This window comes from Agriterribacter humi (genome assembly GCF_009192765.1).
GTDB classification, from domain to species: domain Bacteria; phylum Bacteroidota; class Bacteroidia; order Chitinophagales; family Chitinophagaceae; genus Agriterribacter; species Agriterribacter humi.
Map to the genome: position 1 here is coordinate 142777 of NZ_VOHQ01000009.1, position 25231 is coordinate 168007.

Below are 25231 nucleotides of genomic sequence, written 5' to 3' on the forward strand. Positions count from 1 at the left end.
GCCCACCCACCCTGGCTGACGAATATCTATCATCATTTGTTCGACACACTTCAGCAATAAATCTTTATTCAGCACCCAAGCCCACCCACCACCCAGCGGACGGAATTCTTTTGAGCTGCATCTCAACCATCAACAAAATAACTACTGTAGACAGCCCAAAAGTTCAACACTATCCTTACTTTGACAAAGACCTATAATTCATCCATCCAATTGAGACACTTTTATATTTTAACTTGTATATTTGACAAAAAAGTCCAAAATAATTTGTCTAAATGAATAACGAAACATTTGGTGAATACATAAAAAAAGCAAGAGAGGCAATAAAACTGCCTCTCCGAAAGGTAGCTGCACATCTTGATATTGACACTTCAACATTGAGTAAGGTTGAACGAGGCGACAGACCGGCATCGCCAGACTACTTGCAACCTCTTGCAGAAATTTTAAAACTGGACATAAAAGAAGTTCAAACAAAATTTATCGCAGACAAAATCAGTAAAGACTTTGGAGGAATGGAACATTTAACAGAAGGATTAAAAGCAGCGGAAAAACAAATTAAAAAATCAAAAAAGTAGATGGCAACCAAATTCTTTACAAATAAAGACAACAATACATTAATAAGTAAGTTCGAAGGCATTTTCACAAATACCCAGGTTCATTATTTTGATGCGTTGGTAGGTTTTTTTAGAGCATCTGGCTATTTCAGAATAAGACCATTGTTAACCAATACATCAAAAATCAGAATACTTGTTGGAATTGATGTTGACCATTTGATAAGTGAAGCAGCAAGAAAAGGACTTGAATTTAATTTCAATACTGAAGTTACAAGGGAAGAATTTTTGGCAGAACTAAAAAACGATATACAGAGTGCATCATACCTTAGGAAGGTAGAAGAAGGGATTTTACAATTTGTAAATGACATTATTGAAAACAAAATTGAAATTAAAGCACATCCCAGCCAAAAGCTCCATTCTAAAATTTATATTTTCAGGCCTGAAAATTTCAACGAACATCATTCAGGCTCAGTAATTACAGGTTCAAGTAATCTTTCTGAATCAGGACTTGAAAGAAACTTCGAATTCAATGTTGAACTACGGGACTTTGATGATGTTGCCTATGCTTTAAAAACATTTAATGAATTATGGCTGGAAGCAATTGACATATTACCATCTTCAATTGCAGCCTTAAAAACAGAAACTTATTTGAATGAAGATTTTACACCGTTTGAAGTTTATATCAAATTCCTGATTGAATATTTTGGAAAAAGCATTGAGTACGACCCTGAATCTGTTTCTGATTTACCAAAGGGCTACAAAAAATTACATTATCAAATTGATGCAGTTAATGATGGCTACAATAAATTAATGCAACACAATGGGTTTGTTTTAGCAGATGTTGTGGGATTAGGCAAAACAATTATTGCAACTATCGTTGCAAAGAAGTTCTACTTCTCCAACGGTTACCGGACAAAAATATTGATTATTCATCCGCCAGCATTAAAGAACAACTGGGAGAGAACAATCAGAGATTTTGAAGTTCCAAACGTAACTTTTATAACCAACGGAAGTTTACATAAAATTACTCACCCTGAATACTATGATTTGATTATTGTTGATGAAGCCCATAAGTTCAGAAGTGATGAATCTGATATGTTCAACTTGCTGCAAAAGATTTGTAAAACACCAAGAAAAAACCCGGCGCCTGATGGCAGCAAAGAGAAACGGGTAATCTTAGTTACTGCAACACCTTTAAATAATCAGCCAGCAGATATAAGAAATCAATTATACCTTTTTCAAGATTCAAAAACATCAAGTTTAGAAATTGGAAATATTCAACATTTTTTTAGAAGGCTAATCGATGATTATGATAAACTTAAAAAGCAAAAAGATAAATCAATAATAGCCAAAGAGGTTAAACGTATATATGATATTATCCGTGTAAAAGTTTTAGAACCTATTATTGTTCGCAGAACAAGAACCGACATAAGAAATACTGAAGAATATTGGAACGATATAAAAGCTCAGGGTTATACGTTTCCAGATATTGAACCACCCAAACAAATTCTTTACCAAATGAATGAAGAGTTAAGTGATTTATATGATGAAACCCTGAACAAGTTAAAAGATACTAAAAATGGCCTTCGATATTTCCGCTATCAAGCCATTAAATATTTACCTGTAGAAATAAAGGAGAAATTTTTTAATAAAAATGCCGACATCATTTCTGATTCCTTGGCTAAAATAATGAAAACCCTTTTGGTAAAGCGTATTGACAGCAGCTTTGAAGCTTTTAAAATAAGTTTGAAGCGATATTATGACGCTAATACGGCAATGGTGAAGATGATTGAAAATGGCAGAATTTACATTGCCCCTAAATTAGGAGTAAGCGAATATATTCTTAACGATGATGAACAAGCATTACAAGACATCTTAGCTGAATCTGATGACCCGGATTTGATTCAGGCATTTTCTGTTGAAGAATTTGATAGCATATTTATTGAAGGTATCCATCACGACCAAAAAGTATTGGAAAAGCTGTTTACTAAATGGAAAGAAATAAAACAAGACCCGAAATATGATGAATTGGTTTACCGGATAAAAAAGGAATTGATGGATAAGTCTATTAACGACAACGGAAAACTAATTGTATTCAGTGAATCTAAAGAAACAACAGATTATTTAGCTAAACGGTTGAAGAAGGACAACTTCACAAGACTTATTTCAGTTGACAGTTCCAACCAAAAAGATTTAACCGATATCATAGAGGCAAATTTTGATGCTAATATAAAACTCGAAGATCAATTAAATGATATTGACATTATCATTACAACTGAAGTATTAGCTGAAGGTGTAAACTTACACCGTTCAAATATTATTTTGAATTATGATATTCCATGGAATGCAACACGACTGATGCAGCGTATTGGCCGTGTAAACCGTATCGGAACGCCATCTAAGAGAATTTATATTTATAACTTTTTCCCTACTTCTAAAACAGACAGTGAAATTGAATTGAATAAAAAGGCTTACATAAAATTGCAAGCATTTCATTCTGCATTAGGTGAAGACAGTCAAATTTATTCAGACGAAGAAGAATTTGGAACGTTCGGCCTTTTTGAAAAAGTGCCAGAGGAAGAAAGAGATGAAAGATTAGTCTTTTTGAATGAGTTAAGAAAATTCAGGGATGAGCAGCCTGAATCATATAAACGTATCAGAGATAAAATACCAAGAAGAGCAAGAACAGGCAGAAGTGACAAAAGCAGAAAAGACACTTCTTTGGTTTACATCAAAAATCAAAAAAGAGACAGCTTCTACTATATTGACAATGGTTTGAAGTTTGAAGAACTAACCTTTATTGAAGCTGCCAGGATATTTAAAGCACATATAACCGAAAAGCCGGTTAAACTTCATCATTCACACCACGACCAAATTGGCATTGCGTTACAAACGTTTCGTGAGGAAGAAAACTTGGCCGCGTTAGGTGACAAAGGCAAAGTAAAACTGGGGCCAAACGACCAACGAGCCTTAGATTTTATTCACCCACAAATAAATTTAGATTTTGTGAGCAATGATGAAAAAGAAATTTTAAATGCTGCTAAGTCTGCCATTATAAAAGGTAAGTTCCAAAAACTACCAAGAGAAATAAACAAACTGGCAAAGGAACGAAAAACACAAAGCGATGAAGCCAAGAAGAACCCGAATATTAAACCCATGAGTAATGTGGATGCGTTTCAGCGGCTAATTAAAATCTTAAAGGCCTACCCATTATTAGATGTATTGAGAGAAGATGAGCAAGAAGCAAAACCGAAAAAGATTGAAACCAAATACAATGCACCACAAATAATCATTTCAGAATCATTTGCAGGATAATGACAAAAGAAGAATTACACGATAAGCTAAGAGCAACTTACAAAAGGGATAACTGGAAACAGATTGTGAATGACATTTTCCCTAACCGTGAGTTTTTTGCTACCGAAGAATCTGTTGAAGTAACAACACAATCACAACGGGATTTAACGCAAAATATCATTCGGTTTGGTAACATTAAATTAGATGACGGCAATGCTTTGGCTTTATATGAAGTGGAACTAAAACCAAATGCTTCTAACGTTTCCCGAAATAGAGTTGGCTTACGTAATTTAATTACATCAGAAGTTATTCCCGGCATCGTTGACGGGGCATTAATTGTATATCACCAAAAAGAGCATGACGATTGGCGTTTTTCTTTTTATTCAAAATCTAAGTACTGGGATGATGAAGGCAATGAGATAAAAAAAGAAACACATCCCAAACGATATACTTATGTTTTAGGTGAGGGCGAAACCTGTGTAACACCGAGAGAACGTTTTTGGCATTTGGTAGAGAAAAGAACCCGAACGATTAAAGATGTGTTAGAAGCCTTCTCAGTTGAAAAAGTATCGAAAGAGTTTTTTGTAAAATACAAAAAACACTATCAAGCCTTTGTAGATGAATTAATGAAAGAAGATAACTTTCATGCCAGGGCTATTTTTGGAGCTGATGCAAAGCTGGCCCGGGATTTTACAAAGAAAATGCTTGGCCGGATAATTTTCCTGCAATTCCTGCAAAAGAAAGGCTGGCTGGATGTTGCCATTGATAAACAGTACGGTCAGGGAAACAAAAGCTTCGTAGCAGAATTTTTCTCAAACAACAATAATGATACCTTTTACACCACTTGTTTAGTTCCGCTTTTCTTTGAAACACTCAACAACCCGAAGAATGAAGTTTTTAAAGTAACCGGAACAAAGTTTCCTTACTTAAATGGAGGTTTGTTTGAAAGGGACGAAATTGAGAAAAAACCAAAAGCAGATTTTATTGTTTTTAGTAAAATGCTTTTTGAAAATCTATTTGCCTTTTTAGGAGAATACAATTTTACCATTGATGAAAGTACACCTGACGATTTAGATATTGGTATAGACCCGGAAATGCTGGGACATATTTTTGAAAACCTGCTGGAAGACAATAGAGAGAAAGGTGCATTCTATACACCTAAGCTCATTGTGCAGTATATGTGCCAGGAAGTGCTGATTCAGTATTTGGAATTACACCTGGGCAAAAATGCCGCTATTGAAAAATTCATCCGGTACAAAGACCGGGGCGATGAAAATGATAAACATAATTTCATCCGAAAAAACGCTTCAAAAATAAGCCGGTTATTAGACGATGTGAAAATTTGCGACCCGGCCATTGGTTCGGGTGCATTCCCTATGGGTTTGCTGCAGGAAATATTTCATGCAAAGCTTGCATTGGATTGGACATTGTTAGATAAAAAAGGCGATGTAAAAAGAGCTATCATCCAAAACTCTATTTATGGTGTAGATAAAGACAAAGGTGCTGTTGATATTGCCCGTTTGCGTTTTTGGTTATCGTTGATTGTAGATGAAGATGTAGAAGAAGGAGAAAAGCCGCAGCCATTGCCCAACTTTGACTACAAAATTATGCAAGGTGATTCTTTGCTGGAAAGCTTTAAAGGCTATTCATTAAATTACCATGAGGTACAACAAGAACAGGGGCAAAAGGATTTGTTTAATGTGGAACAACAAATCAATATTTTCAAAAAAACCCATACCGATTTAGCTGCATTAGAGAAAGATTTTTTTGACCCAAAGAACAACCACCGTAAAGAAGAAATCAGGAATAAAATAGACGAGCTGGTAGCATTTAGTATAGAACAGTCTTTTAAAGATTTAGTAAACGAGAAGAAAAAAAATGCTGCCGCACTTAATAAAAACATTGCTCCCAAGGGTTCTAAAGAAAGAGTGAAACAAGATAAGGTTTTAGCGAAATTAGAAACTGAAACTGAGCAAATGCAACAGGCTTTAAAAGACATAAAGCCATTGTTGAAAAAAGATGAAAAACCCTGGTTTTTGTGGCACTTGTTTTTTAAAGATGTATTTGATAAAGGCGGCTTTGATATTGTAATAGGCAACCCGCCTTACATACGACAAGAAAGCATTACCGATATTAAACCTTATTTAGAAAAAATTGACGGCAAGCCAAACTACGAAGTGTATAACAGCACCAGCGATATCTACACTTACTTTTTTGAATTGGGGCATAAAATATTGAAAGCAGATAAGGGTGTATTCTCCTATATCTGTTCTAAAAAATATACCCGCGCCAAATACGGACAAAATCTAAGAAAATATTTATTAAGCAAAACCCAACTGAGCGGTTATGTTGATTTTAATGAGGTGCAAGTATTTGGAGCTACTGTAGATACTTCAATTATATTTTTTCAGAAAAAAACTAATGTTATTTCTGACTATACTTTCTTGTTCTGCCAAGTCGGTAACGATATTCAAAAGAATGAGCCTCTAATCGAGTATCTCAATAGAAATGGCAGCCGATATGATAGAAAATATTTGAATGATGACAATTGGACATTTGCTGATAAGCCCAGCAATACGCTTATCGAGGACATACGAAGCAAAGGACGAAAGCTCAAGGATTGGGATGTAATAATAAATTTTGGAATTAAAACTGGGCTTAACAAGGCCTTTTATATCAATGGTGAAACAAAAGAAGACTTAATCAGAAAGGATTCTGCAAGTAAAGAAATTATTTATCCAATACTCAGAGGAAGAGATATTGGCAAGTATGAATACAAACACAATGACGTTTGGGTAATTTTTACAAAAAGAGGAATTTTAATTGATAAGTATCCCGCTGTAAAAGAGTTTTTATTTGATTTTTACGAAGACCTAAAACCAAAAGAAACAAAGCAAGATAGGAATGGAAGAAAACCAGGTCCTTACAAATGGTACGAAATTCAAGATAATGTGGCCTATTATAAAGATTTCTTGAAGCCAAAAATCGCATGGATTGAGTTATCTGATAAACCGCAATTAGCCTTCGATGAAAGTGGCTTTTTTGTTGATGCGACATGTTTTGTAATGACCGGGGACCACATAAAATATCTTTTATCGATTCTCAATTCAAAACTTTCAGATTGGTATTTTAATTTTAATACTACGAGTTCTGGTGTGGGCACAAATAGATGGAAAAAAGCTTACATCGAAAATATTCCAATCCCCGAAATCCCGAAATCTGAAATGCGACCATTTGAAATATTGGTAGATTATGTCACCTTCATTAAAAAATACGAAGACCGAATAAGTCCATACACCCCAAACGACCACATGGCAGCCAACTTTGAAGAACTGATTGATGCCTGTGTGTACGAGTTGTATTTTAAAGAACATATGCAGGAAAAGGAAATTACAGTTATAAAAGAAGTAAGCGAACTCTTACAACCTATTGACCACTTAGATGAAAAAATACAGGCAACAAAAATTATCAGCATCATCAATAAAGTGTATGATGAATACAAAAGCACCGATAATATTATCCGCAGGCGTATTTTAGATTTCCCTGTAAAAAGTGCCGACATCATCAATGTAATCCAAAATGGCTAAAAAATATTTACATAGCATAGAGTTGCAAAACTTTAAAGCGTTTCCTGAATATGAAATCATCAATATTGAAGGGAAACATGCCATTATCTGGGGTGTAAACGGAAGCGGTAAGTCTTCTGTATTTTGGAGTTTATATACTTTTCTTCAATGTGCAGGTAAAGCAGCCGATGATTACAAAAAATATTTCGATGGTGGCGACCAGGATTTAAAAAACATTTTTGGCGGTACTACCGCCCCATTTGTAAAACTTGCTTTTGCAGAAAAAGATGCAAAAGGTAATGTGCTTCCGGCAACAAAAGAAACATTTGTATTAGACCTTGCAACTGATACAGATACAAGAAAGGAATTAATCCGTTCTTACTATCTGAGCAGCGAATTTATTTCTCACAGACTGTTGCTTAACTTTTCAAATTTCCGAAACAGTCAGGCTCTGAATCTTTGGCCATATTTTGAAAGAGATATTCTTCCTTTTTTTAGCAGTAAAGGAAAAAATTTGTATGACTTACTGAAAGAGTTCAGGGAAAAAATTAATACTGAGACTACCAAGGCGCTCAACACAATGAGAGATGATTTTAACAATGGGTTACAGGATTTGATTCTGCCGTTGGTAAAAGTTAATACCGGCAAAGCTCATAATGTGCTGACAGAATATTACAATGATAATCTTTCGGAAAAGAAGGAATTTTCCCAACTTGACATATTTAATCCCACCCTTTTAGATTATACTGGCAGCAAGGGCAAAAGAGCCGTTATTAATCCTGAAATTACCCTGAAGGCAAAATTTGGGAGGACAGCAGCAACACTAACTGACATTAACAAACCTCATATTTTTTATAATGAGGCAAGAATTAACGGGATAGCCTTAGCTATTCGTTTTGTGCTGATGGAAAACCGAACCAATAAAGCCCAAAACAATTTGCTGTGTTTAGATGATTTGCTGATAAGCCTTGACATGCACAACAGAAGAAAGGTAATAGAATTGTTGCTTTCAAAATACACTGCGGATTATCAGTTGCTATTATTTACCCATGAGAAAGGATTTTTTAATGAATTTCAGCGTTCAGTAAAAAATAATGAGAAGGATTGGAAGGCAATCATTTTCAGAGAAACACCCATTGATAAAAATCCAAAGGTTGAAGAAAAAGGAATCCAGACCTATTATGATAAAGCCAAAGAATTCTTTGACAACAACGAATATGAAGCTTGTGCATTGTTTTTAAGAAAAGAAGCAGAAAGACTTTTAGCAAAAGTGTTTGATCCAGCATTGGATTTTGTGTGGCGTTCAGATTTGTTATTGACCTTAGGAGACTATGTTGGCAGAGCGAGAGGAGAAGACAAACAAGATATTTCAGAACTTAAAAAAGCAGTTCTAAATCCGAATATTACAGATGCAGCGTTGAACAAAATATTTGACGATGCTATTGCTGGATTAGGAACAACAATTCCAGAAAAGAAACTGAAAAGTCACATTAAATCTTTGAAGCAAAGCATAAAAACTATGAGGACGAATGCCACAACTAAGGATAAACTGAAAGTTGTGTTAGACAAAGTTGATGCTGCAACCGGAAGAACGCTTAATCCAGCGGCACATTTTAACGAAGAACCATTTTTCAAAGATGAAATGGAAGAAGCATTAAAAACTATTGATGAATTGAGAAAAGCAGTGTAATAATGAAGTGCTATTATAATTGCATAAAATTCTAAACCAATGCCCGAACAACAAAACATAGAATACAAACAAAGCTGGCACGATGATTATCTGAAATGGGTTTGCGGTTTTGCCAATGCACAAGGTGGTGTAATATTTATTGGAAAAGATGATAATGGTAAAGTAGTTGGCATTAACGATTACAAAAAACTGATGGATGAAATACCCAACAAAGTGAAAGACCTGATGGGTATTTTGGTTGATGTAAACCTGCATGAAGGAAATGGCTTGTACTTTCTTGAAATTATTACGCAGCCCTATGCAGTGCCTATTTCTTTACGTGGCAGGTATTATTACCGCAGCGGGAGTACCAAACAGGAATTAATTGGCGCAGCACTCACCGATTATTTGCTTCGCAAAAGTGGTAAGACATGGGATGAGGTTAGCGAACCCACAGCTACCCTTGATGATATTGACGATGCCAGTTTAAAATCATACATAGCAGCTTCACTTCATGCAGGCAGAATTGCAGATGTGGAAGGGTTGAGCAAAGCAGATTTGATTGCCAAACTTCGTTTGACAGATAATACCAGTAACATTAAAAGAGCTGCTATTGTTTTGTTTGGTAAGAACCCGGCAAAGTTTTTTAATAATTGTGTTGTAAAAATTGGCCGCTTCGGAAAAGACAGCAGCGACATTAGATTCCAGGAGACAGTGGAAGGCAATATTGTTTATTTACTGAAAGAAGTGATGGAACAATTAAACCGGAAATTTTTTACCCGTGCTATTTCATTTGAAGGTATGCAAAGGATTGAGAAAGGTGAATATCCTATTGCAGCACTTCGTGAAATGTTACTCAATGCGTTGGTGCATCGAAATTACTTAGGTTCTTCGGTGGTGCAGATGCGTATGTTTGACAACTACTTTAACATCTGGAATGAAGGTGAATTGCCTGCCGGTATTAGTCTGGATTCACTCAAACGGCAGCATCCATCACGACCAAGAAATTTGCTGATAGCTGATGTCTGTTTCAAAGGCGGCTATATTGATGCATGGGGAAGCGGCACATTAAAGATTATCAGTACCTGCAAAGAAGCAGGATTGCCCGACCCCGAAATCATTGAGCAGGATGGTGGCATATTAGTAACCCTGTTTAAAAACAAGTATAGTGCAGACCAGTTGCAGAAATTGGGATTAAATGAGCGGCAGGTAAAAGCGGTACTGTATGTGGTGGAGAATGGAAAAATCACAAATAGCGATTATCAGGAGATGAATAAAATATCAAAAAGAACTGCAACTAATGATTTGACTTCACTTGTAACAACTTTTAATTTATTTGAAAAGTCGGGAACTTTTGGTGCAGGAATCTCTTATCAACTAAAAGGGCAATAATAGGGAAAATGGGGCAATGATAGGGCAAAAAAGGGGCAAAATATTCGACTCAAACGACTCATGAAGGACTCATAATTGACTCAATCCGATGTTGGCTCAGTTGGCTCAATATATTGGCCGCTTCTATAACGAAAAGAAATATGGATGAAAATTTCTCTAATCAAATTCAACTCTTCAAATCTGTTTTTAAAGGCAGAGAAGATGTATTTGCGGTTCGTTGGGAGAAAGAAACTAAAAGTGGCTATATACCTGCCTATTTCTATGACCCGTATATGTATCGGGCTCATAAAATAAAGGGTGGCACTTTCCAGAATTATAAAGACAAAGCCTACCTGAAACTTACTGATAAAGAAATTGCAAAGCATCTAAATGGCGAACAACTTATTGGCATTTATCCTTTGCTTTCAGATAACTCATCGTGGTTTTTAGTTGCCGATTTTGACAAAGAAAATTGGATAGCCGAAGCCAAATCGTTTATAAATTCTTGTGAGGCTAAAGGGCTTCCTGCAAATTTAGAGCGTTCCCGTTCGGGAAATGGCGGTTATGTATGGCTATTCTTTGAACAACCATATCCGGCAATAAGAAGCAGGAAACTTTTCATTTCAATACTTGAAGCGTCAGGAGCATTTTCTATGTTCGACAAGAGTTCCAGTTTCGACCGATTATTTCCCAATCAGGATTTCCTTTCGGGTAAAGGTTTAGGAAACCTGATTGCTTTACCGCTTTTCAAAAAAACATTTGAACAAGGGAATAGTTGCTTTATTGATGCAGACACTTTAGAACCACTAAAAGAACAGTTTGAATTTCTGAAAAATATAAAGAGGATTTCCATTTCAGAATTAGACAAATCTTATCAGTTAGTTTCGACATCTGTATTTCTACTCCACCTAAAGCAAACAATGGGAAGCCTTCAATTGCATTAAGCAACGAAGCAAGAATCAGTCGTGAAAGAATGACAACTCCATTAATAAATTTCCTGAAAGAAGAATTAAATTTTGCAAGCACAGAGTTTATCATCAAAAAGAAAATAGGTAAAAATACTTTCGGGACTGAACGCTATTTCAAATTTGTAGGAGAAACGGAAAACGAAGTTTTTGTTCCAAGAGGCTTCATTGGAAAATTAATTCGTTTTTGCAGGGAGAATACAAAGGGTTTATTATTTGGAAAGATTTATTGGAAGAGCAAATTGTATGACACAACAGCCAATAATTGCATCATGACTTGAAGACAATAGGCGAAGTGTCTAATAGCCAACGCACCAAGTCAGGCACATTTGCAAGGCACACAAAGCCGACACACAAAAGCCAATCCCGAAAGCCATCGGGACAAAAGAGCCTGCCTTGTTCCTACGCTTCCGGGACACACCCTGACACGGTAGATACATACCTTCAATTTAAGTTACCAAGACGAAGGGCGCACATACAACTGGGGGTTTGCTGCTATGCTGGCTGACGAATAAATCCTGATCTTTTTGTTCATCATCGGCAGCGGTTCGGTCAAACGTAATTCTATTGGGCTTCAGTTCCGGGTTGCTTCTATACATGCTTTGGCAACACAAAAGGATGACGATGCTCACGGGTCAGCATTTCGTTCGCTTCTGCATCGCTGATGAATTGCATCTTCACCCGATCAAAATCAAGACTGCGCCCCAAACGATAAGATATATTGGCCAAATGAATAAGCGCGCATGAATAAAAACCTTCGCGGATATCGCCTTTCGCAACACGCTGATCATTGGCGCGTATGGCATTGATAAAATCCTGGTAGTGATCGCCCAGTCCGCTTCCCTTTTCGCCCGGCTCACGGTCTTTTCCCATAAACGTCTCCCATTCATTCACATTCTTGCTCATAAATCCCCTGGATCCATAGAACAGGTTGCCCACCGTATTGTCGGCGCTCATCATGTAACTGTTGCCCGCCTGCGGCGTTTCGCTTTTTACTCCCTCGCGGTTGGTGATCCAGTGCCGCACTTCAAATTGCAGGATCTTTTTTTTATCGCCGGCGCCGTTGCTATTGGGGAACTCAAATATCGCCATCATATCGTTGGGCGTTTGCTGATCGTCATCAAACATAAAATGGCCGCCCACAGCCGTTATTTTTGAAGGCAGGGTAACGCCAAGGCCCCAGCGCGCAATATCCATTTCATGAACGCCCTGGTTGCCTATATCTCCATTGCCATAGTCCCAGTTCCAGTGCCAGTTGTAATGAAAGCGGTTTTTGGAGAATGCCCGTTTGGGCGCGGGGCCCAGCCACAGGTCATAGTCAACGCCGGCGGGAACGGGCTCATCCGGTGTCTTACCAATGCTGTCGCGCCATTTGTAACAAAGCCCCTTTGCCAGGTACACCTCGCCCAGCTTCCCGGAATGCAGGAAGCCTGCCATGGTTTGCGCGCAGGGATTGCTTCTTTGTTCAGCGCCATCCTGAACAATAACCTTATACTTTTCAGCCGCCTCCACTAATTTCTGTCCTTCATAAAAATTATGACAACAGGGCTTTTCCACAGATACATGTTTGCCCGCCTGGATGGCCCAGATAGCGGCAAGGGCATGCCAATGGTTGGGCGTTGCTATTGAAACCGCGTCAATATCTTTATCTTCATAAAGTTTTCTCAGATCGGTATATGTTTTGGGGGCGGGCAACATTTTACCGGTAAAATGTTTTTTGATCCGTTCGTTAAACAAATTACTGTCTACATCGCATAGCGCACTTACGCGGGTATCTTTTAACCCGGAGTAGGCTGCGATATGATTCTGTCCCATGCCGTGTATTCCTATTACTGCAACGTTTACCCGCTCATTGGCGCCAAGGATTGAAGCATACGATTTGGCGCTGAGGGCTGTACTGCCCATGCCTATTCCGGCCGCGCCCATGATGGTTTTTTTAATAAACTCTCTTCTTGCTGTCATCTTTTAAAATTAATGCTTAAAAACGAATGCCCTGTTTTTTCCGCGGATTTTCAATGGATAAAATCAAATCTGTTTTTTACACGACTTCACGAAACGGGCTGCTACTGCTTAAACCCGGCATCGCCTGTATGTAAAACCATTTTTGCTTCCAGGATGGATTCATCCGGCATGGGTTCGAAAGGCGTATAGCAGGAAGGATGCTGCTCTTTGTAGGGTTTGTTTTTTGCCAGGTTGAAGGTAGATATTAAGGACCACCTGGGCCCGGCGCTGGTATTTTTATCGGAACGGTGCAGCAGGTTGCAATGAAAAAATAAGGTATCGCCCGGTTCTAATTCAACATAAACCAACTCCAGGCGCTCCAGCGCTATATTTACCTTTTCCATATCAGCCCCCTTCTGACCTCCCGTTGTGCCATGTTCTACCCTTCCCATTAAATGAGATCCTTTTAAAACCTGTAAACAACCATTTTCACGGGTGGCTTCTGTTAACGCAACCATTACGCTGATCATACAGGGAAATAAAAACCCATCGCTATACCAATAACCATAATCCTGGTGCCATTCCCAGGCGCCGCCAACAAAAGGCTCCTTTTGCATGAGCTTGGTATGAAAATGAGCCGGTTCGCCATTCAGCAATAAGGATACACCGTCGGACATCCTGCGCGACCGGGCAAACAGGCTGTAAATATTATCGCCCAGGGTATACCATAAAGCCAGCTTGGTGCTGTTGCCATCCTTGTCCTTTCTGCCATAAGTGTTGCGTTGGATAACCTCATCATTTTCCGCAGCCTGCATCAAAAGATTAATTTCATTTTTTGTATAGAGTGACTTCACGATTGCATAACCATTCAACTCAAAAGCAGCTTTATCTGCAGCAGACAATTTTATAAATTGTTCCATCTTATTTGATTTTGTATTTAGAATTGGTCGTTTAAGTTGTGGATTGCTTTGTAAATAATGATTTTGTTGGCAACTTTCATGATTTTTTGTTTCACGAGACCCAGAGCCCTTCGAAAAAGGCCGGCGAGTTTCAACCATTTATTTGCACTAAAGGCTGGTTACCACCTAGTTGAAACCAAAAGTTCTCTAATATCAACCTTCAGATAAATTATTTCCCCGGCGGGTCATCTGGGCTTTACTATTGAATGCATAGTGGCACCCCGGCGAGACCAAAAAACACGGACTTAAGAAAGAAAAATGTAAATTTAAACAACAAACGACAGCACCAGGGGAGCAATAACCACCCTATCGCGGAACTTGGGGACAGAAGCGAATTCATAATTTTTATCCCACGAGGCTATTAAGACCCACAAAAAGAGTTTGTAAATATAAAAATTTATGCACTCTAAAGACTGATCATCCCTTGGTTGAAACCAGAAGTTCTCTAATATCAATCTTCAGATACCTGGCAATTTCATAAAGGGTTTTTATGGAAGGCTGTTTGCTATTGGTACACCAGGCCGAAACAGTTTGATCCGAAACCTTAATTTTTTTTGCCAGTTCGTTATTGGCAACACCTCTTTCAGCCAATACTGCTTTAATTCTGTTGTAGGAAATTTTACTCATTAAAATAACGGATGTCAGCAAATATAATCACACCGTAACTAATTGATTTTTAGTTATAATTAAACTATTTAATTAATTATTTTAATTATTGTATGTATAAATTATGTTATTAGATTAATTTTAGTATATTTGTAAATAGGCTAATTAATTTTTAGGGTTTAATTTATTTTTGCGATACTTCGAAAATAATTGGAAGCATTCGCTTTGAGTCTCGCATTAGAAACGTCGGAAATTTCAATGTCACGGGATGATAAGTAGGATGCCCACGCTACGGCGTGGGCTCTTCTTATACGTGGCAAGGCCTCCGACGGCCTCTAATGCGGTAAGTTGAGTTCCGCGCCATTTTTTTTATATGGCGGTACCATCATCTTAAAGACCATACCATTCAAGGCCATTAATGTTGGAAGGATGCATCAAACTGCTGCTATAACATTCGTTTCTTCTGCACCATATACAAATAATGGTGCAGGCTACCAGCCTGCACAGTTGCCCGCTTTTTATCACTCCTATATCCTGCTGTTCGCCTGTAAGCCAAAGAACCCTGTGTAACCATTATGCAATGGGCCTTTACGGGCTGTGCGGATGGTTGCTTTTTTCTCTTGTTTTCTCATGTTTTATAAAAACCGCCGGCCCGGGCCCGTTGCGCAGCATATTTATAGTATAACTCTTCTGTTCATCATTCAATTTTCCGCTATGAGAAAATTAAAATGCGGGGCACTGGCATTGCTATGGCCGGTTATGAGCTGCTTTGCACAAAATGCTCCGCCACAAATAAAGCCCCTTACCATTGGCGATACTGTGCCCGACCTGGTGTTGACCAATGTAATTAATTACCCCGTTTCTGAAATCCGATTATCTGATCTGAAAGGAAAGCTGGTGATACTGGATTTTTGGGCTACCTGGTGCGGGGCCTGCCTGGCTGGTATTCCCAAAGCTCAAGAGCTACAAAAGCAATTCAAAGACAAGGTTCAGATTGTGCTGGTAAATAGCGATACCAGCGAAAACGCTGCAAAAGTTGCCACTTTTTTAGATAGGCGAAGTAATAAAACCGGGCAGAAGCTAACGCTACCCTACGCCGTTCAGAACGCCATCTTTAATGACTATTTCCCCCACAAAGAAGTGCCGCACTATGTATGGATAAATGAGGCAGGCAAAATAAACGGCATTACAACTGCTGATGAAGTAACCCCGGAAAATATTTCTGCTTTCTTAGAGGATTCTTCAAAAATACTTTATACTAAAAAAGACCACCTACGCTTTAACCCCGATAAGCCTTTGCTCATTGATGAAAATGGCGGCGATAACCCAACAGGGTTCATCTATCGTTCGATTTTTACAGGATTTAAAGAATATTTAGGCGCATCATTAGGAAGTGTGTTGGAGCAAGAAGATAAAACGATACGTTATTTCATTTTAAATTCCAACCTGTCTGTTTTTCTTCAAATTGCCTACCGGGAGATTTTTAAGGATTACGGGCCAGAAAGAATACATGTGGAAACTCCCCGGTATTCAAGAGAAAGTATTCTTGACCCTGCAATAAGTCAGCTTCCTGAAAACAGGTTTTGCTATGAAATCATTTTGCCAACAGTTTCGCAGGATGAAATTAAAACGTATTTGCAGCAGGACATTATGCGAACTTTCGGGATTACAGCAAAAAGTGATAAGCGAACACTTGATTGCTATGTAATGAAAGCCGGAAAAGCTGCACATAATCTTCGCACGAAAGGAGACAACTCAAATATTGATATTGCTCCGACCACTTTAAAAAAGCAGATCACTAACCAGCCTATTAACGCATTAATCAATGTATTGCAGGCAACCTTCGGTTCGGCAGTAGTTGATGAAACTGGTATTGATTACAATATAGACATTTCTTTTCCTTCTGATTTTCTGGAATACAGTAGCTCCGATACAAAAGCTTTTTTGGAGAAAAAAGGTCTTACACTATCTCCATCTAAGAAAGAACTGGAGGTAGTGGTAATTACAGATAAACAATAACCATTTAACCACTCAAACTGCATTCAAATGAAAAAGTATATAAAACTGTCAATGCTTATGCCCTTGCTACTAAGCTCTTTGCTTTGCTTAGCTCAGGTAGTACAGGATAAGACAAGTGTCATAAATGTCAAAGGCAGGGTAGTTGATGAATCGGGCAATCCGGTATCAGCAACTGTAACTGTAAAAGGCACTACAATTGCCACTGGCACAAATGCCGGCGGCAACTTTGAAATTAAAAATATTGACGTTAATTCGATACTAACCATTACGGGTGTTTCAATAGAAACGCTGGACTTCCCGGTAGAAGGAAGATCCGATCTGGGGATAATAAGCATTCGCCCAAATTTCAAGGCTGGGGAAGAAATAATAGTGGAAGCCAACACAGGATACCAGCGGGCAAAGCCAAATGAACTTAATGGTTCCATTGTGGTCATAGACAATAAGACACTGAACCAGCAGGTTGGAACAAATATTTTGAAACGTCTTGACGGGGTTACAAGTGGACTGTTGTTTACCAACAAGCAAAATAACAACCTTGAAAGTGACTTAAATATTTCTATCAGAGGATTAAGTACAATCAACGGGCCTTTGAATCCAATTATAGTATTAGACAACTTTATTTATGAAGGGAGTATAAATAACATTAATCCGAATGATATTGAATCAATATCCATCTTGAAAGATGCAGCAGCAACATCAATTTATGGGGCACGGGGAGGAAACGGTGTAATAGTTATTACTAGCAAAAAGGGCAAATTTAATCAGCCTGTTAAAGTTAACTTTAATAGCACTGCAATTCTCAGTGAAAAACCTGACCTATTCTATCACTCACAAATATCTTCCTATGATTATATAGACGTGGAGCAATTCCTATTCCAGAAAGGATTCTACAACAGCCAAATTAATTTTTCTTGGTACTATAGGAAACCATTTTCACCAGCTTTGCAGACTTTTGTTGACAAAGACAATGGGTTAATAAGTGCTGAGGATTATACAGCACATATAAACGAACTAAAGAGCTACGATGTACGCAATGACTATGAAAAATATCTTTATAGGAAAGCACTTACACAACAATATTCAGTAAACGTAAGAGGTGGATCACAGACAAACAATTATAGCTTTTCAGTGAATTATGACAGAAGTAAAGGCTCACTGCACGAGCAGTTTAATAAACTTAATATTCATATTCAAAATACTTACCAACCACATAAGAAATTACAATTAACTCTGGTAGCGTACTACACAAATAGTCTATCAAAATCAGGAAAACCTTCATCTGTTCAACTTGACAGCAAACCAATACCATACTTACGGCTTGTTGATGATGAGGGTAATGCCGAACCCATAGCACTATATCATTCAGGATATACAGATACCATCGGCATGAGTAAACTTCTCGACTGGAATTATTACCCTTTAGATGACTACAAACACAATACCCTAAATACCCGTATAGAGGATATAGTTGCAAACATTGGGATTAACTACAAGTTGATGCCGGGAATGGACATAGACCTTAAATACCAATACCAGCGGCAAAGGAACGAAGCGAATAGGTATGCAGATATCGAAAGTCTATATGCACGGGACTTGATAAACCGGTTTACACAAATTGATCATACCAGTGGAACTATAAAATACATTGTTCCCAATAATGGGATCCTAATGCTGTATAATAACATAGTAAATGCTCAGAACTTTAGGGTACAGGCTAATTACAACAGACAATGGGATCAACATACCGTAAATATCATTGCCGGATTTGAGGTGCGGGATATTATCCGCAATGGGAATAGTAGTACTCACTATGGGGTTAACAAAGACCCTCTTACTACTGCTAATGTTGACTATATTAACCAGTATCCAACTATACCCTTTGGAAACTTAGGAACTGTTTTAGGTGCTCCCACAATATCCCTCACAACCAGCCGCTTTATTTCTGCATATGCAAATGCCTCTTATATTTTCAAAAGCAAATATCAGCTATCAGGAAGTTTACGAAAAGATGGCGCAAACATATTGGGAGTAGCAACCAATGATAAATGGAAGCCTCTTTGGTCGGTAGGGGTAGGCTGGAATTTGTCAAAGGAGAGCTTCTATCAATCTACTCTATTTCCCTCGCTAAGACTACGGGCCAGTTATGGCTATAGTGGGAACCTCGATATAACAAAGACCGCATTGCCCGTGGCTGCCTATGGAACCAATCCGATAACCAATCTACCATATACACAAATCTCCACTCTAAACAATCAAAATTTACAATGGGAGGAATCTCGGCAGGTAAATATTGCCGTTGATTTTAAAATAAAAGATGGAACTCTAATAGGGACAGTTGAGTTTTATACAAAAAAAGGAAGCCAACTGTATGGATTGGCCAACTATGACTATACCACTTGGGGATATTTACAGCAAATCACAAAAAACATTGCCGGAATGGCTGGCAGAGGCATTGATGTTTCTTTGACCAGCAAGAATATAAACAAAAAAATGAAATGGTTTACTGAACTTCTTTTCAACTATAATGAGAGCAAGGTTACGGAATATTACTCTACAGATGCTGAACAGGGAACTGGTCTTTTAGGAAATGGGATGACTATTACTCCCGTTATAGGAAAGCCTCTATATGCAATTGCGGCCTACCGCTGGGCTGGGTTAACCAATCAGGGAGACCCACAAGGCTATTTGAATAATCAGCCATCAACAGACTATGAAAGCATCTTATATTCCACTTACACTGATGGCATTAAGAACAACTCCAGCATAACTTATATTGGCTCCGCTGCACCAGTAATCTTTGGTTCTATAATAAATACTTTTGCTTTGGGTAAACTATCCGCATCTATTAACATCTCCTATAAATTGGGTTACTATTTCAAAAAACCCTCGCTCTCATATGGCACTCTGTTCAACTATGGGATTGGGACAAAGGATTATAGTATTAGGTGGAAGCAGTCCGGGGATGAAAATATTACCAATGTGCCAGCAATGGTCTATACTGATTATCCGCAATTTTCTTCCAGGGATGATTTTTATAACAATGCTGAAATTAATGTGTTACGAGCTGATCACATTAGATTACAGTATATCAACATAAACTATCTGATTAGGGAATCTGGGCCAAACTCAAGGATTGGACTAAGAGCTTATGTCAATTTCTCCAATTTAGGAATTTTATGGCGGGCAAATAAAGAAAGTATAGATCCCGATTATCCTTATTCTTTACCGCTTCCCAAGTCTTATGCAATTGGATTGCAGGTGACATTTTAATCACTAAAAAATTAGAGTTATGCAGATCGCTCACAAGCATTATAAAACATTAGGTATAATAATCGTTATTTCAACAACTCTGTTTACTTCTATGTCTTGTAAAAAATTTCTCGCTGAAAAACCTGATGCTTCGTTAACTGTGCCAAAAACACTAACGGAGTTGGAAGGTTTGTTCAATGACGCAGAAAGGATGAACTTTAATCTTACACCATCAATGGGCGAATCTTCCGCTGACGACTATTTTCTGTTGCAAGAGACCTATGATGCTCTACCGACACAGTGGCAACAGGTCTACAGTTGGTCACTTAAAGAATATCGCTTCCAAAATGATTGGAGTGCAAACTACATTCCGGTTTACAATGCTAATTTTGCCTTAGAATCGCTGTCAAAAATTCAGCGCACAGCGAGTAATGAAAGACAATGGGACAAAGTCAAAGGATATTCGCTCTTTTTTCGAGCTTACAGCTTTCTGAACCTTGTGTGGATATTTTCAAAAGCGTATGATTCTTCTACTGCAAGCACAGATTTAGGTATTGTTCTGAGGCTGGGAGCGGATTTCAACCAACCATCCCACCGCTCATCTGTAGAACAGACTTACCATCAAATTATAAAGGATACTAAAGAGGCGGCCAATTACCTTCCCGAAATGTCATCAAATGTACTCCTACCCTCAAAAGCAGCATGTTACGGTTTGTTGTCACGAACATACCTTTCTACGCGCCAATATGATAGTGCTTATAAGTATAGCGATTTGTGCATTCAGTTGACAGATGATATTCTTGACTATAACACGATTCCGGTTACCGATGACATACCTTTCCCGAGACTGGATAACCCCGAAACTATCTTTTACTCGGAAATGAATACATTTAACACAAACCACTACTCGTTCTCCGGATTTGTAGATTCTACGTTGATCCGCCTCTATAATGCGAATGATCTAAGATTAACTGCATTTTTTAGTCCACAAAATAATTTACATAGGTTTAAAGGAGCATATACCGCCAATAGCATTTTGTTATTTACAGGACTTGCAAATGATGAAATCTTTTTAATTAGAGCAGAGTGTTCTGCAAGAAAGAATATGATTAGTGGGGCAATGAATGATTTGAATACTTTAATGAAGAAAAGATGGAATAACGATTTACCCTATTTGGATTTTATCGCCATCGACAGAGAACACGCAATTACTCAAATATTGGCAGAGCGCAGGAAAGAATTGTTGATGCGGGGAATACGATGGAGTGATATAAAGAGATTAAATAAAGAAGGGAGAGAAATTATTCCTAAAAGACTAATAAATGGAAATGAAATTTCGCTACCGTCCAATAACAGTCGTTATGCATTACCTATTCCAGCAGATATAATCAGTATCACAGGTATGCCTCAGAATTAGCCTTTTTACATGAAAGAAGCAGGAAGGCTTCCTGCTTCTTTATTTACTCTTTGCTACGTTTCGCACCCGATTTTGTTGAAAGTCGTTTAATTAGCCTTATTGTAAATTGTCCCACCACCTGAAGGAATTGCACTCACGTAGTGAACACTGCCGGTATATAATGAGGCAGTAATAGAAAAAGACGTGCTTAATGTGTTATCAGGATTGATAAATGATGGGTTATCAGTTACCTGCATTTCGCACGCCTTTTGATTTACATTTGTGGGACAGTTTTGCGAAGTTGTTACATATTGCCACTTACTTTTGTCTTCTACATTTGGTTTTGAATAAGGATTCGATGACGGAGGATTGTACCTAAACAGTTTGGTAGCAAATTTTTTCTCAGGCGCTTTAAAAGATATGGCTGCAAAAGCCAGTGCTATGGCAAATATGCCAAATAAATAACGTGTCATGATGATCGTTTTTAATTAAGAAATGGTTTTGTGTTTGAAAATTCTATTGTTTTTTAGGTGGAGATTTATTCATCATTCCTTTATGTTTATTGTATAATAAAATGCTGGTTATAGAAAGAACAATCAGCGACAGGTTAAAAACGATATGCTGCCTCCACGATAACTCAGCCAATACCCCACCACAGGTACAGGGAAGTTTCGGCATATAAAGAATCATATACCCAAGATATATTGTAAAAGCTGTGATTACTGTTGCTGATACCCACAACCCGATACGGCGAAATGCAGGTATAAACAATAGTACTGCAATAGCAAACTCAGTTACTGGCAACAGCCAGGCAATTATACCTGCTAAAGGCTTCAATAAGACGGATTGACTCAATGTATATCGGAATTGCTCATAATCCATTAGCTTACTCCAGGCTGTATATAAAAAAACAAGTAATAACGCCCCGCATATAAAATCAGCCGACAGTATCTGCCAGTTAATTTTTTTTCTCCACTTGTATTTGAGCGTAATTCCCACTTTTCTATTTGATAAGGTTAATAATATCTTCAACAGCGCTTGCCACTATTCACTATCCCATCCGTTCCGGGAGCTGCTATTGATTTACGCTGATGTAAAATTCTATATCCTCAGCGAGGAAACATTGTATAAACAGGTTGTATTGTAAATTGTATATTCAGACCTATTGATCCTCCTGGTTTCTTTTGCGGAATGCCTGGGGCGTATACCCAAACCTGGCTTTAAAACATTTTATAAAATGAGGCGGATCTGAAAAACCCATGCGCAGCGCGATGGTATATACGGAAAGCTTTGTAGTTACAATAAGCTTCATGGCAGCCCGCAGCCTCTGCTCCTGTATATAACGATGAATGGGCTTATTGAATAAAATACGAAACAGCTTCTTCAGCACGGCAGGGCTCATGTTGAAATCTTTTGCCATAGCGCTTATGGTAATGCTGTCGCCCAGTCCGTTTTCAATATACGCCGCAAATGTTTCTTTGTTTTTTTCGAAATGGGCCGGCTCAGGTAGCGGCGATTCAAGATGGCGGGCGCAAAGCGACAGCAACTCCTTTACACGCGCCTGCAGGTACAATTTTCGTTCCGTACTTTCATGAGTGGATGCTGTAATTTTGAAGACCAGTTGGCGGATGCGGTGGTTAATGCTGCCTACCCGGAGCCGGAAACCATTGTTCGACAAGGAGCGGGCATAATGGAGCAACTTGTACACCGTGGCAAATTTGCCTGCCAGTTCACGTAAATAAGAAATATTCAACTGCACTAAAAACCATACATGCTCGCCCTGCTCAAACCATAGCTTATGCCGGCCTTTGGGAAGATACAGCAGTTGATAAACATTCTTTTCGATTTTCCATGTATCTGCTTTCACTTTCATATCGGCCTTCCCTTTAAATGGATAAACCAGGTATATTGTCGCCCGGGGGTTGAGAGCGAAAAGGATCGCTTTTCCCGGCATAAAAAAACGTATCTGCTCAAACTCCAAACCACCCCATTTGCTTTTCTGCGCTAAATAACTTCCAAATTTTCCCTGGCAATAAGTGGGTAGTGAAAATGGTGTGCGCCATTTTTGTAATGGTTCGGGTATGTCGTACCCGGTAACAAGGCTCTCGGCAGCCTTATCGCCAGGAAAATATTGCATAGGAAAAGCGTTTGTTGGCAGGGCAAATTCATGATTTTTTTTTCGTTTTATCAATTGCATCCTTTTAAGCTACCTTATAAGGCCGCTTATAAAAATTTCATCCAGAAATAATTACAATCTCAAAAAAACAGGTTATGATGGAGTGTTGTGAGAACGGATGCTCTTCCTGTTTGCCAGCTTTATTTTTCTTAAAGCCGAAAGCATGTCATTAAGAATTTGTTCCACTTTGTCAATAACATCAGGCGCGGATTTTGAAATACTGTTTTTAAGGTGCTCATCAGAGAACTCATCACCGGGGTTCTTTCCTACGGTTACAACATTTCTTGCCATAAATTGGGTAAGCTCACGCATGCTCTTTATGCGAAATATACCGGTTTCAATAAACAATCTGATGATCAATCCCAACTGGCTGATGGTAAGGGTAGTTACGATCTTTCGCGTATCTCTTCCATTACCGTTTCCGTTCAAAAAAAATTGTTCCTTCCATTCTCTCTTTTTAAACTTAACAAGATCGTGGAGATTATCGCGAAGCATAGTGGAAACGGGCTCCCGTTCATGGTTCCAGGCATATCCCGCTACAGGTTTTAACCTTTCAAAGAATTTCCCGGCACGCGAATAGCTGTAAATGGCATCTTTGCCGGCAGGCATTTTCTGAATTACCCAATTACGGCAGAATTTATAAAAGACAAGACGATTAAAGTTAAGCCTGCACAGGTTCTCTATCAGTTGCTTGGTAATATCCAAAGGATATTTCCGGTGTTTTGTACGCCCGGCCTCATGGATTATCATCTTCCCGATATCACGCATCATATAGAGCTGGCCGTAAGTAAGCGATTCACTATCTGCATTCAGCAAAAATTCAAAGCTGTTTGTTATCAGCCTGCATAAATGAATGTCTGGCTTCAGCAGTTCCAACCCGTCATCTATAAAAGGAATCGCCGCCCGCAATTCATTTATAATCTCCTGCTGAGTTGAATATGCTGCCGGGACATCCATTCGCATATCTTCGGCAAAATGAACTTCTACTATTTTCAACAGGGAGTGTATTTGGCACAAGGCCTCATTATACAACGGCCATGTGGCGTTTGCTGTAAGTCTGCGTTTATGCATCAGCATATACTGATGCAGCCTGCCGGTTATGTCAAGCAAATGCATTTGATGGTAGCGGATATACCGTCTCCGCATTGCTTCGGAATAATTGCAAAAAAGTACGGAAAGTAATTTTTGTTCGGCCTGCGTACGCTCCTGTTTCATTTGGGCTATCAGCGGCTGCAAAACATTCGTCTCCGGTTTATCGTTGTCGTCAAGCAACTTCAAAATGATGTTTTCTATGCGTGATAATTCATATTGCATACGGTAAGCTTTATTATCAAAATTAATTGTGCAGCCACCCAAAGAAATACCGGCTACTTATATACGTCACTTTAATGTGCTTGCTGATATATACAATAAGGTAGTTGGTATAAAATATTTTTGGGAATGATAAGCCGGGTAAGCCTTTGCCAGGC

General features: G+C 38.4%; 17 protein-coding genes. 10 read left to right on the forward strand and 7 right to left on the reverse strand.

Annotation, left to right across the window (positions count from 1 at the left end; genetic code table 11):
* Window positions 1-272 precede the first annotated feature (272 nt).
* From FRX45_RS15685 to FRX45_RS15715, 7 genes are all read left to right on the forward strand, one after another.
* A complete protein-coding gene (locus FRX45_RS15685) occupies window positions 273-572 on the forward strand; it encodes a helix-turn-helix domain-containing protein (protein ID WP_152269389.1) in 300 nt (99 codons plus the stop codon).
* On the forward strand, window positions 573-3866 hold the full coding sequence (locus tag FRX45_RS15690) for a helicase-related protein (protein WP_152269390.1): 3294 nt from the start codon (window positions 573-575) through the stop codon (window positions 3864-3866). It begins immediately after the preceding gene.
* Window positions 3866-7432 (forward strand): Eco57I restriction-modification methylase domain-containing protein, encoded by a 3567-nt coding sequence (locus FRX45_RS15695; RefSeq protein ID WP_152269391.1) that lies wholly within the window; start codon window positions 3866-3868, stop codon window positions 7430-7432. Before FRX45_RS15690 ends, FRX45_RS15695 begins: the two co-directional genes overlap by 1 nt.
* A complete protein-coding gene (locus FRX45_RS15700) occupies window positions 7425-9101 on the forward strand; it encodes an ATP-binding protein (RefSeq protein WP_152269392.1) in 1677 nt (558 codons plus the stop codon). Before FRX45_RS15695 ends, FRX45_RS15700 begins: the two co-directional genes overlap by 8 nt.
* Before the next feature lie 39 nt (window positions 9102-9140).
* Window positions 9141-10472: an ATP-binding protein gene (locus tag FRX45_RS15705; RefSeq protein ID WP_152269393.1), complete on the forward strand. Its 1332-nt coding sequence runs from the start codon at window positions 9141-9143 to the stop codon at window positions 10470-10472.
* Window positions 10473-10612: 140 nt separating this feature from the next.
* Window positions 10613-11395, forward strand: coding sequence for a TOTE conflict system archaeo-eukaryotic primase domain-containing protein (locus FRX45_RS15710; protein WP_152269394.1), 783 nt, complete (start codon window positions 10613-10615; stop codon window positions 11393-11395).
* A 29-nt stretch (window positions 11396-11424) separates the two neighbouring features.
* Entirely contained in the window at window positions 11425-11697 is a 273-nt protein-coding gene (locus FRX45_RS15715; protein WP_152269395.1) for a hypothetical protein, read from the forward strand.
* Window positions 11698-12007: 310 nt separating this feature from the next.
* Here the strand turns inward: FRX45_RS15715 and FRX45_RS15720 are convergent, their stop codons facing one another.
* The 3 genes from FRX45_RS15720 to FRX45_RS15730 all read right to left on the reverse strand — a co-directional run bounded on the left by FRX45_RS15720 (window position 12008) and on the right by FRX45_RS15730 (window position 14943).
* Entirely contained in the window at window positions 12008-13378 is a 1371-nt protein-coding gene (locus FRX45_RS15720; RefSeq protein WP_152269396.1) for a Gfo/Idh/MocA family protein, read from the reverse strand.
* 101 nt (window positions 13379-13479) lie between these two features.
* The gene (locus tag FRX45_RS15725) at window positions 13480-14277 is read right to left on the reverse strand and encodes a phytanoyl-CoA dioxygenase family protein (protein ID WP_152269397.1); all 798 of its coding nucleotides are present in this window, start codon (window positions 14275-14277) and stop codon (window positions 13480-13482) included.
* 456 nt (window positions 14278-14733) lie between these two features.
* Window positions 14734-14943: a helix-turn-helix transcriptional regulator gene (locus FRX45_RS15730; RefSeq protein ID WP_152269398.1), complete on the reverse strand. Its 210-nt coding sequence runs from the start codon at window positions 14941-14943 to the stop codon at window positions 14734-14736.
* Between the two features lie 693 nt (window positions 14944-15636).
* On the opposite strand from FRX45_RS15730, the gene FRX45_RS15740 reads away from it, so the two are divergent.
* From FRX45_RS15740 to FRX45_RS15750, 3 genes are read left to right on the forward strand one after another with little or no spacing between them, the layout of a single operon-like run.
* Entirely contained in the window at window positions 15637-16941 is a 1305-nt protein-coding gene (locus FRX45_RS15740) for a redoxin family protein (RefSeq protein WP_193311725.1), read from the forward strand.
* Between the two features lie 27 nt (window positions 16942-16968).
* The gene (locus FRX45_RS15745) at window positions 16969-20211 is read left to right on the forward strand and encodes a SusC/RagA family TonB-linked outer membrane protein (RefSeq protein ID WP_152269401.1); all 3243 of its coding nucleotides are present in this window, start codon (window positions 16969-16971) and stop codon (window positions 20209-20211) included.
* A 19-nt stretch (window positions 20212-20230) separates the two neighbouring features.
* Window positions 20231-21607 (forward strand): RagB/SusD family nutrient uptake outer membrane protein, encoded by a 1377-nt coding sequence (locus tag FRX45_RS15750; RefSeq protein WP_152269402.1) that lies wholly within the window; start codon window positions 20231-20233, stop codon window positions 21605-21607.
* Between the two features lie 86 nt (window positions 21608-21693).
* Here FRX45_RS15750 and FRX45_RS15755 read toward each other — a convergent pair whose 3' ends face one another.
* From FRX45_RS15755 to FRX45_RS15770, 4 genes are all read right to left on the reverse strand, one after another.
* Window positions 21694-22059, reverse strand: coding sequence for a hypothetical protein (locus FRX45_RS15755; protein ID WP_152269403.1), 366 nt, complete (start codon window positions 22057-22059; stop codon window positions 21694-21696).
* Window positions 22060-22102: 43 nt separating this feature from the next.
* Window positions 22103-22585, reverse strand: a complete 483-nt coding sequence (locus tag FRX45_RS15760) for a MauE/DoxX family redox-associated membrane protein (RefSeq protein WP_152269404.1) — start codon at window positions 22583-22585, stop codon at window positions 22103-22105.
* A 163-nt stretch (window positions 22586-22748) separates the two neighbouring features.
* Complete coding sequence (locus FRX45_RS15765) at window positions 22749-23777, reverse strand: helix-turn-helix domain-containing protein (protein WP_193311726.1); 1029 nt, start codon at window positions 23775-23777, stop codon at window positions 22749-22751.
* 78 nt (window positions 23778-23855) lie between these two features.
* Window positions 23856-25076 carry a hypothetical protein gene (locus tag FRX45_RS15770; RefSeq protein ID WP_152269406.1) on the reverse strand — a complete coding sequence of 407 codons (1221 nt, stop codon included), beginning with the start codon at window positions 25074-25076 and terminating at the stop codon, window positions 23856-23858.
* Between the last annotated feature and the right edge of the window lie 155 nt (window positions 25077-25231).

Coding starts and splice junctions, on each gene's coding strand:
- FRX45_RS15685 (WP_152269389.1), top strand. CDS start 273: ATGAATAACGAAACATTTGGTGAATACATAAAAAAAGCAAGAGAGGCA.
- FRX45_RS15690 (WP_152269390.1), top strand. CDS start 573: ATGGCAACCAAATTCTTTACAAATAAAGACAACAATACATTAATAAGT.
- FRX45_RS15695 (WP_152269391.1), top strand. CDS start 3,866: ATGACAAAAGAAGAATTACACGATAAGCTAAGAGCAACTTACAAAAGG.
- FRX45_RS15700 (WP_152269392.1), top strand. CDS start 7,425: ATGGCTAAAAAATATTTACATAGCATAGAGTTGCAAAACTTTAAAGCG.
- FRX45_RS15705 (WP_152269393.1), top strand. CDS start 9,141: ATGCCCGAACAACAAAACATAGAATACAAACAAAGCTGGCACGATGAT.
- FRX45_RS15710 (WP_152269394.1), top strand. CDS start 10,613: ATGGATGAAAATTTCTCTAATCAAATTCAACTCTTCAAATCTGTTTTT.
- FRX45_RS15715 (WP_152269395.1), top strand. CDS start 11,425: ATGACAACTCCATTAATAAATTTCCTGAAAGAAGAATTAAATTTTGCA.
- FRX45_RS15720 (WP_152269396.1), bottom strand. CDS start 13,378: ATGACAGCAAGAAGAGAGTTTATTAAAAAAACCATCATGGGCGCGGCC.
- FRX45_RS15725 (WP_152269397.1), bottom strand. CDS start 14,277: ATGGAACAATTTATAAAATTGTCTGCTGCAGATAAAGCTGCTTTTGAG.
- FRX45_RS15730 (WP_152269398.1), bottom strand. CDS start 14,943: ATGAGTAAAATTTCCTACAACAGAATTAAAGCAGTATTGGCTGAAAGA.
- FRX45_RS15740 (WP_193311725.1), top strand. CDS start 15,637: ATGAGAAAATTAAAATGCGGGGCACTGGCATTGCTATGGCCGGTTATG.
- FRX45_RS15745 (WP_152269401.1), top strand. CDS start 16,969: ATGAAAAAGTATATAAAACTGTCAATGCTTATGCCCTTGCTACTAAGC.
- FRX45_RS15750 (WP_152269402.1), top strand. CDS start 20,231: ATGCAGATCGCTCACAAGCATTATAAAACATTAGGTATAATAATCGTT.
- FRX45_RS15755 (WP_152269403.1), bottom strand. CDS start 22,059: ATGACACGTTATTTATTTGGCATATTTGCCATAGCACTGGCTTTTGCA.
- FRX45_RS15770 (WP_152269406.1), bottom strand. CDS start 25,076: ATGCAATATGAATTATCACGCATAGAAAACATCATTTTGAAGTTGCTT.